General features: G+C 37.9%; 12 protein-coding genes and 1 other annotated feature. Of the genes, 7 read left to right on the forward strand and 5 right to left on the reverse strand.

Annotated elements, in window-relative coordinates; translation table 11 throughout:
* Positions 1-8 precede the first annotated feature (8 nt).
* Both mvaD and mvk read right to left on the reverse strand, forming a co-directional pair.
* Positions 9-986, reverse strand: a complete 978-nt coding sequence (gene mvaD / locus IGK21_RS01185) for a diphosphomevalonate decarboxylase (RefSeq protein ID WP_010736887.1) — start codon at positions 984-986, stop codon at positions 9-11.
* Positions 979-1,926 carry a mevalonate kinase gene (gene mvk / locus IGK21_RS01190; RefSeq protein ID WP_181914774.1) on the reverse strand — a complete coding sequence of 316 codons (948 nt, stop codon included), beginning with the start codon at positions 1,924-1,926 and terminating at the stop codon, positions 979-981. Before mvk ends, mvaD begins: the two co-directional genes overlap by 8 nt.
* A gap of 314 nt (positions 1,927-2,240) precedes the next feature.
* Here mvk and IGK21_RS01195 point away from each other — a divergent pair, with 314 nt between their 5' ends.
* The 6 genes from IGK21_RS01195 to IGK21_RS01220 all read left to right on the forward strand — a co-directional run bounded on the left by IGK21_RS01195 (position 2,241) and on the right by IGK21_RS01220 (position 8,239).
* Positions 2,241-2,900 carry a deoxynucleoside kinase gene (locus IGK21_RS01195; RefSeq protein ID WP_025480266.1) on the forward strand — a complete coding sequence of 220 codons (660 nt, stop codon included), beginning with the start codon at positions 2,241-2,243 and terminating at the stop codon, positions 2,898-2,900.
* Between the two features lie 224 nt (positions 2,901-3,124).
* The gene (locus tag IGK21_RS01200) at positions 3,125-4,030 is read left to right on the forward strand and encodes a magnesium transporter CorA family protein (protein WP_010736889.1); all 906 of its coding nucleotides are present in this window, start codon (positions 3,125-3,127) and stop codon (positions 4,028-4,030) included.
* 183 nt (positions 4,031-4,213) lie between these two features.
* Positions 4,214-4,339: a sequence feature (ribosomal protein L20 leader region), on the forward strand.
* Positions 4,340-4,383: 44 nt separating this feature from the next.
* The gene (infC, locus tag IGK21_RS01205) at positions 4,384-4,908 is read left to right on the forward strand and encodes a translation initiation factor IF-3 (protein WP_010720284.1); all 525 of its coding nucleotides are present in this window, start codon (positions 4,384-4,386) and stop codon (positions 4,906-4,908) included.
* 71 nt (positions 4,909-4,979) lie between these two features.
* Positions 4,980-5,180 carry a 50S ribosomal protein L35 gene (gene rpmI / locus IGK21_RS01210; protein ID WP_002289309.1) on the forward strand — a complete coding sequence of 67 codons (201 nt, stop codon included), beginning with the start codon at positions 4,980-4,982 and terminating at the stop codon, positions 5,178-5,180.
* Between the two features lie 54 nt (positions 5,181-5,234).
* Complete coding sequence (gene rplT / locus IGK21_RS01215) at positions 5,235-5,594, forward strand: 50S ribosomal protein L20 (RefSeq protein ID WP_010720283.1); 360 nt, start codon at positions 5,235-5,237, stop codon at positions 5,592-5,594.
* A gap of 824 nt (positions 5,595-6,418) precedes the next feature.
* Positions 6,419-8,239 (forward strand): DUF3329 domain-containing protein, encoded by a 1,821-nt coding sequence (locus IGK21_RS01220; RefSeq protein WP_051641768.1) that lies wholly within the window; start codon positions 6,419-6,421, stop codon positions 8,237-8,239.
* A 132-nt stretch (positions 8,240-8,371) separates the two neighbouring features.
* Here the strand turns inward: IGK21_RS01220 and IGK21_RS01225 are convergent, their stop codons facing one another.
* The 3 genes from IGK21_RS01225 to IGK21_RS01235 all read right to left on the reverse strand — a co-directional run bounded on the left by IGK21_RS01225 (position 8,372) and on the right by IGK21_RS01235 (position 9,954).
* The gene (locus IGK21_RS01225) at positions 8,372-8,539 is read right to left on the reverse strand and encodes a hypothetical protein (protein WP_010720280.1); all 168 of its coding nucleotides are present in this window, start codon (positions 8,537-8,539) and stop codon (positions 8,372-8,374) included.
* A gap of 132 nt (positions 8,540-8,671) precedes the next feature.
* Positions 8,672-9,103 carry an acyl-CoA thioesterase gene (locus IGK21_RS01230; protein ID WP_034699323.1) on the reverse strand — a complete coding sequence of 144 codons (432 nt, stop codon included), beginning with the start codon at positions 9,101-9,103 and terminating at the stop codon, positions 8,672-8,674.
* A 2-nt stretch (positions 9,104-9,105) separates the two neighbouring features.
* Complete coding sequence (locus tag IGK21_RS01235) at positions 9,106-9,954, reverse strand: NAD(P)H-hydrate dehydratase (protein WP_034699320.1); 849 nt, start codon at positions 9,952-9,954, stop codon at positions 9,106-9,108.
* A gap of 147 nt (positions 9,955-10,101) precedes the next feature.
* Between IGK21_RS01235 and pepV the strand changes: the two genes are divergently transcribed.
* On the forward strand, positions 10,102-11,520 hold the full coding sequence (gene pepV / locus IGK21_RS01240) for a dipeptidase PepV (protein ID WP_010736907.1): 1,419 nt from the start codon (positions 10,102-10,104) through the stop codon (positions 11,518-11,520).
* Positions 11,521-11,946: the final 426 nt, after the last annotated feature.

Here is an 11,946-nt window from a genome sequence, read left to right on the forward strand (position 1 = left end):
ATCTCCCTTTATTCAATAATCGTCATTCCTGGACCTGCAAAAGCCGAAATGACTTGTTGGCTACTAAATAAGTCACTAAATGTTGTTTTGACCTTATCTAGATGGTCTTTTTGAACTAGCACTTTCACATTTGGGCCAGCATCCATAGTAAAGTAACAAGGAATCCCTTGGTTTCTTAAATCCCGCACCGCTTGCATGGCTTTTAAACTATCAGGAGACCAGTAGGTAAATGGCGGACGTGCAGCTAATGTCGTTCCATGCATTTTTAACCCATTTTGTTCCATAGTTTCACCTAGAAGTTGAAAGTTCTTAGTTTTGATTGCTTGTTTTAGTTGATAAAGATCGGCTTCGACAGAATCTAACCATCCTTGATAAAAACTTGAAGTTTCAACCGTTCGGCGCATACCATCACGACTTGAGACATCCTTTTTTTGTTCATTCAACAATAGAAAGACCATCGCTAAGTGATCTTCAAAACCGTCTGAGGAAATTGGATGAGCATACGAACTTTGATCATCGTGTCCTTTTTCCCATTCAACAAATCCACCAAAAATACTCCGACAAGCGGAACCTGATCCTCTACGAGCCAGTCTTGATAAAGCTTGATCATCTAATCCTAATTTCAATGCCTCGTTGCATGCTCCGGCTAAAGCCGCTAAGCCGCTGGCAGAAGAAGCTAAACCCGCAGCAGTCGGAACGAAATTCTGGCTGATCACTTTTGCTTTTTTCGTGGTACCCGCTTTTTCTCTCACAATATCCAAAAAAGTACTGATTTTTTTGGTTGCTTTTTCATCTTGCAATTGATTATCTAAATAAAATTGGTCTTCTGTGTAAGCTTCTGAAAAGCTGACTTCAGTTTCCGTATAAAATGCATCTAATGTGAGTGATAAGCTGTTATTCATCGGGAGAATTAACGATTCATTTTTTTTACCCCAGTACTTGATAAGGGCGATATTCGTATATGCTCGTGCTTTGCCTTTAAACATAGGTATGTACTCCTAATCCTTGAATCCAAGTTGCAGCTGCTCCCGCTTGTAAGAGGGCTTCGCTGATTTCTTGGGCTTTTGTTTTTGTTTGAGCTAGCGCAATCATGCAGCCACCTCGACCACCACCAGTTAGTTTTGCTCCCAAAGCGCCTGAATCTCTAGCGGTTTCGATCAATACATCAAGAAAATCGTTGCTGATCGTTAAATTTTTTAAAATTAGTTGGGCTTCATTCATCGCTTGGGCTAAATGCTCGGGGTTATTTTTAACAATGGCTTTTTTGGCTTGCCTTGTTAAGTATCCTAGTTGTTGGATTTTTTGTCCAACTTTCTGCTGATCTTTTTCAAATAAATGAGCAACGTCTTTGACCACTGCTCGCGTCTGACCTTTGATTCCGGTATCAGCGACAATCAAAAAAGCGTCGATATTTAAAGAGAAATAATCAAACGGGTGTCCTTTCACAAAGTAGATTGGTTCTAAACTGCTTGTTGCCGCAGCATCGATACCACTAGGATTACCATGGGCAATTTTTTCTGAAATTTGGACATTTGTCAAGAGCTGTTCGCGAGAAAGTGGTTGTTCGAGATAATCGTAAAAGGCACGAGTAACTGCCGTAGCTACTGCAGCGCTTGAGCCCATTCCACGTTCGGCAGGGATAGTGCTGTGAATAGTTAACTCTAATGATTGCTCAATTTGCAGTTCCTTTTTTAAGTTGAATACTAACTGCTTGATGTTTTTTAACGAATGTGGGGCATCACGCAGTATTCCTGTATAGTAGGAAGAAACAAGCTGATCTCCTGACGAAGTGATGCGTTCATTCAAGGAAGCAACTACTTTTGCTGCCTGAAAAGGAAAAGCGATTGCCGGTTCGCCGTAGACAACTGCATGTTCGCCCATCAGAATAATTTTACCATTTGATTCCCCTTGGCCATAATTTGCCATAATCTAACTCCTTCTTTTATTCCCATAACTTTTTTGAGCAAAAAATAAAGCGCCTTGGATCCTTTGCGCTAACGAACAGATTGTATAACATAGAAGTTCAAAAAACAATTCATCTTTATTTTACTAAAACCTTCCCAGAAGTAAAATAAAGAATACGTTTTCTGTTGAAAAACCTCTTTTTTCTTAAGATTTTATTGAATTTTATGAATGGAAATATCCTGTTATTCCTAATTGACACCACCAGATATTGGGGGTATATTTAAAAAGAATTGGAAAAAGACACAACATTTAGTGATAAAGTGAGTTGGAGGTTAATGAGTGTGATTGTTTTAGCAGGTACCATTGGCGCTGGAAAATCAAGTTTAACAGAAATGATGGCTGAACACTTTGGAAGTCGAGCTTTTTATGAGTCAATCGAGGATAATGAGGTATTGCCTTTATTTTATGCCAATCCTGAGCAGTATGCGTTTTTGTTACAAATCTATTTTTTGAATAAACGTTTTGAAAGTATCAAGCAGGCAATGAAAGAAGACAACAATGTTTTAGATCGTTCGATCTATGAAGATTCTTTGCTTTTTCATTTGAATGCTGATTTGGGGCGGGCAACTGAAACAGAAGTTCGAGTATACGACGAGCTATTAGCCAATATGATGGAAGAGTTGCCGTATGCCGCACATAAAAAACATCCGGATTTATTGGTTCATATTCGGGTTTCATTTGATACGATGCTTGAACGGATCGAAAAAAGAGGACGATCATATGAACAACTTTCCTTCGATCCAAGCTTATATGATTATTACAAAGAATTGAATCGTCGCTATGATCAATGGTATGACGAGTACAATGAAAGTCCCAAAATTCAAATTGATGGGGATCGATTCAATTTTGTGGAAGATCCCCAAGCAAAAGTAGAAGTGCTGAACATGATTGAAGCAAAGTTAGCAGAAATTCGTCAAGAAGTCTTTGTTTCTTGAGTCCAATAAAAAATGATAGTATAAAGAAGATAGGATCTAACTTCGATAGCTAAGCCGAAGAAATTGAAAATAGGAGAGCTATTTTCGCTTTTCATCGGCTTATTTATTTTTAAAAGCGAGACAGCGGTCAGAAGTGCTAACGATTTGTAAATTCGCCAAGAATACTTAGAAGAATCGTTGTGAGATACCTAATGAATCTATCGAAGCAGGAAGAAGAGGACGGTATGAGAGAAAAACATTTTTTTAATTTTGATCAAAATTTTTGGCTGAATGTGCCTAGAGATGATGTAATGGGAATCAAAAATCTTAAGGAAGAGTATGGCATTAGTGATGAGATGCTTACCTATTCTTTAGACAAAAATGAACGTGCTCGTGTGGAATATGATACTCTTGATGATATTTTACTTTTAGTCACCAATGTTCCTCATCAACAAAAAATCGAAAACCACTATGAAACAAGTCCAGTAGCATTTATTCTAAAAGAAAATGGTCTATTTACATTTACGACTCAAAATACAGAATATGTGATTCGCCTGATTCGTTCAATCTTAGATCGGGATTCCGAGATAAATGTATACAGTTTACTTTTTCGTACGCTCTTTCTGATTTCAGATTCCTTCTTCCCGTTGATCGAAGAAGTGAATAGTGAACGACAACGCTTAAACCAAAAGTTGCGAGAAAAAACTACGAACCGCAATTTACTAGCTTTATCTGACCTCGAAGTTGGTTTAGTTTATCTAGTGACTGGTACAAAACAAAATGTCGTATTATTAGAACAAATCAAAGCATTAGCGATTTATCGAAAGCTCACTGAAAAAGAGAAGGAACAATTGGATGATGCATTGATTGAAGCAAAACAGGCAGTGGAAATGACCAATTTGGCCTCCCAGATCCTTGATCAACTTTCGGGAACGTATAATAATTTGTTGAACAACAACTTAAATGACACGATGAAATTTTTGACAGTCTGGTCATTGATTCTGACCGTTCCTACCATTGTGACAGGCTTTTTCGGTATGAATCTACAATTGCCTTTTACACATTCTGTCTTTGGTTGGGGGATCGCCTTATTCATCAGTCTGATATTGTCAGTTTGGATGCTGATCGCATTGTGGCGTAGGATTCGGTAGTTTCAAGGAAGACGGTCACCAAAAAAGTTGAGTGTCTGATGAAGGGTGTGTTTCGATAGCTAAAAGTTTTTTATTTGGACAAGTATATAACTAAAGTAATTAACTGATTAGGGAATGTTTCGAGAGTCTCTAGTGAAAAAGATTGACAAAAAAATATAGATTTGCTATACTATTGAAGTTGAGAAATAAAAGCAGAAGCACCCGCTTCTCGCCTTAGTTGATTCAGTCACTGGGCTAGATAGTTTTCATCTATTGAATTAGGTGAAGTACGTGCGGGTTCTGGAAGAGAACTCGTTTTTTTTATTGCCGAATATTCGGCACGCTTTTCTTTCTCTCATAATATTTGGAGGTGAATGACCATAGCAAAGGATATGATGGTTAACGACGGCATTCGTGCACGTGAGTTACGATTGATCGGTTCAGATGGTGAGCAATTAGGAGTTAAGACAAAAGCAGAAGCATTGAAAATTGCAGAACAAGCAAATTTAGATCTTGTGTTAGTTGCCCCAAGTGCGAAGCCACCAGTTGCGCGAATCATGGACTACGGAAAATACCGTTTCGAGCAACAAAAGAAAGACCGCGAGGCGCGTAAAAAACAAAAAGTGATCAATGTTAAAGAAGTTCGTTTAAGTCCAACAATTGACGTGAATGACTTCAATACAAAACTTCGTAATGCACGTAAGTTCTTAGAGAAGGGCGATAAAGTGAAAGCTTCTATCCGCTTCAAAGGCCGTGCCATTACCCACAAAGAAATTGGTCAAAAAGTCTTGGATCGCTTAGCTGAAGAAACTGCTGATATTGCGACAGTTGAGCAAAAAGCGAAAATGGACGGACGCAGCATGTTCTTGACGCTGGCACCGAAAAACGACAGTAAGTAATTTGAATGACTCACTGACTGTTGGACAGTCGATAGTCGGATAACGAAAGATTTTGAGGAGGAAATATAGTCATGCCAAAACAAAAAACACACCGCGGATCAGCAAAACGTTTCAAACGTACTGGTAAAGGCGGATTAAAACGTTTCCGTGCGTTTACAAGTCACCGTTTCCACGGTAAAACTAAAAAACAACGCCGTCAATTGCGTAAAGCAAGCATGGTTTCTAGTGGCGACTTCAAACGTATTCGCCAACAACTAGCAAAAATGAAATAAAAAAAACAAAAAGATCGAAATTTGAAGATTTATTTTTATTAGGAGGAATTAAACATGGCACGTGTTAAAGGTGGAACAGTCACTCGTAAACGTCGTAAAAGAATGCTAAAATTAGCAAAAGGTTACTACGGTTCAAAACACACTTTATTTAAAACAGCAAAAGAACAAGTAATGAATTCATACAACTACGCATATCGCGATCGTCGTCAAAAGAAACGCGACTTCCGTAAATTGTGGATTGCTCGTATCAACGCAGCAGCACGTATGAATGGCTTGAGCTACTCAAAATTGATGCACGGTTTGAAATTAGCTGAAATCGACATCAACCGTAAAATGTTAGCCGACTTAGCTGTCCACGATGCAGCAGCATTTACTGCATTAGCTGACCAAGCTAAAGATGCTTTAGCTAAATAATCAAATAAACGTTGTTAAACCAACGTATACCCCGCTTTTATCGAGCGGGGTTTTTCTTTTGTCACAGAATTGACCCAGACTTTTTCAAAAATAGAAGGTCATCTTTTCTTTAGTATCTTTAACGACAGGAGACTGAACCAAAACTCCCCTCAGTCGCTTCTGGTGGCTCTAAAAGTGAATAAACGGCGTTTAAAAAGCAACTCCTCAAAAATAATCGATGGTTTTCTAAAATATGAGGAGCTATTTAAAAAAATCCTCTCTTATTCGCTTGGAGCTGAACGCTTCTTTCACAGCCTCTTGCTAAACGGTGTTCAAACATCAGCTCCTTGAAATAAGCCTGAATTTTTCAAAACATGAGAAGCTGTTTCAAAAAATTCTTTCTTATTGTCATCAGAGCTACCCGATGTTTTCACGACCTCTGATTCACGGCGTTCAAGAAACAACTCCTCAACAATAAGCGATGATTTTCTAAAATATGAGGAGCTATTTTAAAAAATCCTCTCTTATTCGCTCGGAGCTGAACGCTTCTTTCACAGCCTCTTGCTATTGCGATAATCTTGCTTATGCTGTCTTATTTCGAATAACGAACAGGTCAGGTGTTTGGTCTTTATCTCCCTTTTTCAGGGGCGGAGAATAGGGTTAGTCCTTTGATTATTCGTACATAACACGCATTCATGATTACTGATGGTTGTTTCCTTATTTGATCTATGTGGCAGTCGAATACAAAAGTAAGAATGTAAGTTGAATCAAAAAATGCTATAATTTTCTTTGTGAATCACAGGAACCCTTTTTATAGCAAAATTTAAGAAGAAAGTAGGAGCGAAGTGAAACAAATAAAAGAGACTATCCGCAATAATAAAAAAATTTTAGTTCTTATTTCTGCCTATGTTATCATGGTTGTTTTAAATTTTTTGACACCGTTAATTGCGGACGATATTGAGTATATGTATAAAACAAGTAGTTTTTCATCTATTTTACATGATGAATACACACAATATATGACTTGGACGGGAAGATCCGTTGTCCATATCATTGCACGTTTGTTTTTGTTGATGCCTAAAACAGTATTTAATTTGGTCAATCCACTGATCTATGTTTTATTGACATTATTGATTTATAAAATGACCACAAAAGATAATACTACGTTTTATTCCTTCAAATATTTTTTAATTAATGTATTTTTATGGTTATTTGTCCCAGCTTTCGGTCAAACAATTTTATGGGAAACTGGTGCTGCTAACTATTTATGGGGAGGTATCATCGTTGTCAGTTTCCTATTTCTTTACCACCGCTATTATGAGAAAGAGCAAGAATTGTCTTTTAATCCTATAGTAAATAGCATATTGCTACTCATTTTAGGAATCTTAGCTGGTTGGTGTAATGAAAATACTTCTGGTGGGATGATCTTGATTGTTCTTGGCTACCTCTATTTTTATTATCAAAAGAAAAAGCCTTTACGACTATGGATGTTCACAGGATTGTTAGGAGCAATTTTTGGGTTATTCATGATGGTAACAGCCCCTGGAAATGCTGTTCGAGCTACTTATTTTGCTCGTAGCCAGTGGTCTTTACCTCGGAAATTGTATTCAGGTGTTTTTTCAATCACAAAAACGCTATATGAAAATAGTTTCGCTCTTTTTGTGTTGATGGCGATTCTGATCGTGTTGGGAATTTTCTTTAGTAAACACAAAGAATGGTTGAGACTATCCTATATCTATCTCTTTGCAGGGATAGCCACGATCTATGTATTATCTCTTTCACCAGCTGGACTTGATTGGGGAAGATCATTTTTTGGTGGTGTTTTATTTATCATTATGGCGATGGCGTTTGAATGGCCAGATAAAGTGTTGAAATCTACCCAGGGAGCGTTTTATGGGGTGATTAGTGGCGTATTGATTACCCAATTTCTATTTACTTTTGCTTTAGGAGTCAATGACATAGCACTTTCTTATAGAGAGATCAATCAACAATACAATTACGTCAGAGAGCAAAAAAAACAAGGGAATTTGAATCCGGTGATTGCCAACTTTACGATTTATAATCAAACTGGTCATACTGCTTACTCGGGAGGACTATCCCACGTAAAAACGGATATAACGAAACAAGTCAATCGAGCGAATGCAAAATATTTTGGTTTAGAGTCCATTCATTCAGTACCAAAAGAGGCTTGGGAAACAATCTATCAACAGGGAGATCCAAAATGGATGAGTATTTGGAATGCTAACACCTATTTTGAAGCATTAAGTCAAACTGATTATTTGGTTGTGATGGCAGGTGCAGGAGACAAGGCACAAATGAACCAGCAGTTAGCTGAAGAGATCCGTAAGCTGTTCCCTGAGTTTAAAAATGGGGATTCAGAAAGTTCTTGGAATTTTTCGGGTATCCGTCTGTTAGGAAAAAATCCTGAATTTTCACAGACAAAGAACTATAATTCTGTTAGCCAAGAAATCAATGGGAAAGAGATCTCAGTATCTTCAAGTTTTACACCGTATGCTGACCAACAGTTTGCTGCGATAAAAGTGGGCGATATAAATGTTGCAAGAAATAAAGCGGGCATAAATATTGCTGTTTTGTCAAAAGAAGGAAAAATAGTAGATGCTGTTAATATTCAATTAACTGGTGACAAACTAACCCTCTCAAGATAGAAGAGAGAAAATAGTAAGAAAAACGAGCCTACCAAAAGGATCACTCTTTTTGGTAAGCTCGTTTTTTAAAGAAATTTTTTGGACAAGCAAAAACCTCAACCATGTTGACTAACTAATGATTGAGGTTTTATTTCAATCAGGGCGTACTTCGTGCAGTTGTTTGACACGCCCTCCGATCGATTTAGCAAAAGCTTCTGATGCTTTTTTTTCTTTGAAAATCAATAAGTTATCTGGATTTTTTTCTCTTGTGCGGCAGCCTGTTTTATCAATGTAACCGTGCAATACTTTCACAACATACATGATGATCACCTGCTTTTTATTTTATTATACGGATGAATCAAGCCAACACAAGAAAAAAGGCAGCTTTTTTGATTTTTTTTAAGAAAATCCGTAATGGAAATCCTAAAAAATACAAGAGGTAAAGACTATTCTTCAGCTATCCAACTGTGCATACTCGTGGAATAAGCGATCTAATGCAGGATTTACCCGTTCAAGTTTGGTTAACTTCTGATTGTCAGCGAGTAAAAAACAATGTTTGCTAGAGCCAGTTGTTCGTAATTTTCCGTCATCTAAACCGTAGATTTCATAACTAAAATTTAATCTTGTGCCACTATATTGTTCGATTTTAGGCAAAATACGAACAGTTTCACCATAACGAATCATTTCTTTGTACTGGCAAGTGACTTCTAAAACAGGGATGATCACTCCTAGTTTTTCAATTTTTGTATAGCTGAAACCTAAATGATCCAATAAAGCAACACGAGATTCTTCCATCCAACGGATATAGTTGCTGTGGTGGATGATCCCCATTTGATCGGTTTCATAGTAAAACGGCTCACGCGTGTATCCAGTAAATTTTTCCATCATTAGAACTCCTTGTTTCCATCTTTTTTCTGACTAAAATAGTGCATCCATTGAGGGATTGCTTGACTGATTTGTGTCGGTAAAACAACATATTGTTTTTTTGCCAGTTGATCCCCAATAAAACTATGCAGGTAGACAGCTGCTGCGATTGTTTCATCGTTTTTAGGGAATTGTGCCAAGAATCCAGTGATCATACCAGCTAATGTATCACCAGTACCTCCAGTGGCCATTGCGGCAGAGCCAGTAGTATTTTGATAGCATTCTTGTTGCCCGTAGATCGTGGTTCGATGACTTTTTAAAACAATCGTTGCGCCTAATTTGGCTTGCTGCTTGCGGTTGTTCTCAGGCGTTTGTTCATCGATCTTAAGTGAGCTTACTCTTTGCCATTCCATTTGATGAGGAGTCATGACGGTTTGCTCGGGAAAATGGAGGGTTAGATTTTCTTTAGCGAATAATGTTAATGCTGAACCGTCCATCACTAACCACTGATGGCTTTTTTGATGTGCTAAAGTGAATGCTAATAATTCTAAACTCAATGAGGAGTCCCCTAATCCTGGACCAATCAATAGAACGTCTGCCGTGTCCATCACTGCTAACAGTTGTTCTTTTTCTTGCCAGTCGATGCACATTGCTTCAGGTAAATGGGTGTGAAGTGGTGCTTGATTCCGCTGGTCTGTAGCAACAGTCGTTAATCCTGCGCCACTGTGTACAGCCGCTAGTGCACTCATGATGATCGCACCACCAAATTGATGGTTACCGCCAATCAAGACAGTACGACCGAAAGTTCCTTTATGTGACTTTTCTGGGCGTGGTTGAATTACTTTTTGTAATAAATCGCTATCTATTAACAATTTTTCCGCCTCCTTTCTTGTATTATAACTGAGTATTTTTAAATAAAATACCGTTTGGCTAAGGAACCACAAATTTTTTTGCACGTTTTTTTGGCAGGATTTATGGTATGATGGACAGGTAGACTTAATGAGTGGAGGATTGATTTTATGACAATCGATTGGCAAAAAGAAGTAGAAGCACGTAAAGAAGAACTACTTGAAGATTTAAAAAATCTTTTACGTGTGAACAGTGAACGGGATGATTCAAAAGTAACTCCTGATGCACCTTTTGGACCTGGACCTCGAGATGCGCTAAAACATATGTTGGCTTATGGCGAACGTGATGGGTTTGTCGTAAAAAATGTTGATAACTATGCAGGACATATTGATCTTGGTGAAGGCGATGAAACTTTAGGTATTTTTGGTCATATGGACGTAGTACCAGCAGGGGATGGTTGGGATACAGATCCTTATGAACCAGTAATCAAAGATGGGAAAATCTTTGCTCGTGGTTCTAGTGATGATAAAGGACCAAGCATGGCTGCTTACTATGCCATGAAGATCATCAAAGATCTTGACTTGGAATTATCCAAAAAAGTTCGTTTTGTAGTTGGTAGTGATGAAGAAAGTGGTTGGGCAGACATGGCTTACTACTTTGAACATGAAGAAGAACCTGACTTTGGCTTTTCTCCAGATGCAGAATTTCCAATCATCAATGGTGAGAAAGGAAATGTTTCTTTCGCACTACGTTTCCAAGGAGACAACGCAGGAGATTATGTCTTGAAGACATTTACTTCAGGTTTACGTGAAAACATGGTGCCTGGAACAGCAACAGCGACTCTTGAAGTACCAAGTGCGGAAGCTGCGATCCAAATGGAAGAAGCTTTTTATCGTTTTGTTGAAGCAAACCCAGTAAGTGGTTCGATCGAAGCGGATAATACCTATGTGAAAATCGAATTGATCGGAAAGGGCGCACATGGTGCAAGTCCTCAATCAGGGATCAATGCCGGTTCATTCTTAGCATTATTCTTAGACGATTATGAATTTATCGGTTCTGCTAAACAATTCATCCATGTAGCAGCAGCCTATGTCCATGAAGATTTTTATGGAGAAAAATTAGGGGTTGCCCATGAAGACGAAAAAATGGGTAAATTGACCATGAACGCTGGATTGTTTGCCTTTAAAGAAAATGGGTCAGAAGAAGATAACTATATCAACATGAACTTCCGTTTTCCAAAAGGGGTTACCGTTGACGGCTTAGAAAATGACATTGCAACAACGATGAAAGCAGAAGGAGCAACAGTTACTCGTGGCGCACGTGTCATGGAACCTCACTATGTACCAATGGAAGATCCATTGGTAGCAACTTTATTGCAAGTTTATGAAGACCATACAGGCGAAAAAGGCTATGAACAAATCATTGGTGGCGGAACCTATGGCCGACTATTGAAACGTGGTGTAGCTTACGGCGCAATGTTCCCAGGCTATACAGATACAATGCACCAAGCCAACGAATTTATGAGTCTGGATGACCTTTTCAGAGCAACTGCCATTTATGCAGATGCTATCTACCGTTTGGCGAAGTAAAAGTGAATGAAACTCATGCTGATTCATCGGCTATCCTTGTTCTAAAAGATAGTTTTTGAAAAGGATCGTTGGAAAAGTGAATGAAAAAGATGTTCTAACATGATATGGATGTGATTTTTTGCTTGATGGGGCGAAAAATCACATCCTTTTTACTTGCTAAATAATATTCTAAATATTCAACATCGAAGATTGTTCCAAAAAAACAAACGAATGATATTTTTTATGAAGGAAAAAATAATATTTGTAGTTAATGATGAGGAGATAAAGATAAAAAACAGTTATTGGTTCAGCGATTCTCATCAATAAAGAAAGTCGCTAGGAATAAATATCATTAGCATAGAACAAAAAATCTGTTATTTAGAAATTTTTGGCTAAAAAAACTCTACATTTGTGTTACATTCAGATTATTAATCAAATAAGAGAAGG

Source organism: Enterococcus sp. DIV1421a (assembly GCF_051711025.1).
Taxonomy (GTDB): domain Bacteria; phylum Bacillota; class Bacilli; order Lactobacillales; family Enterococcaceae; genus Enterococcus_B; species Enterococcus_B hirae.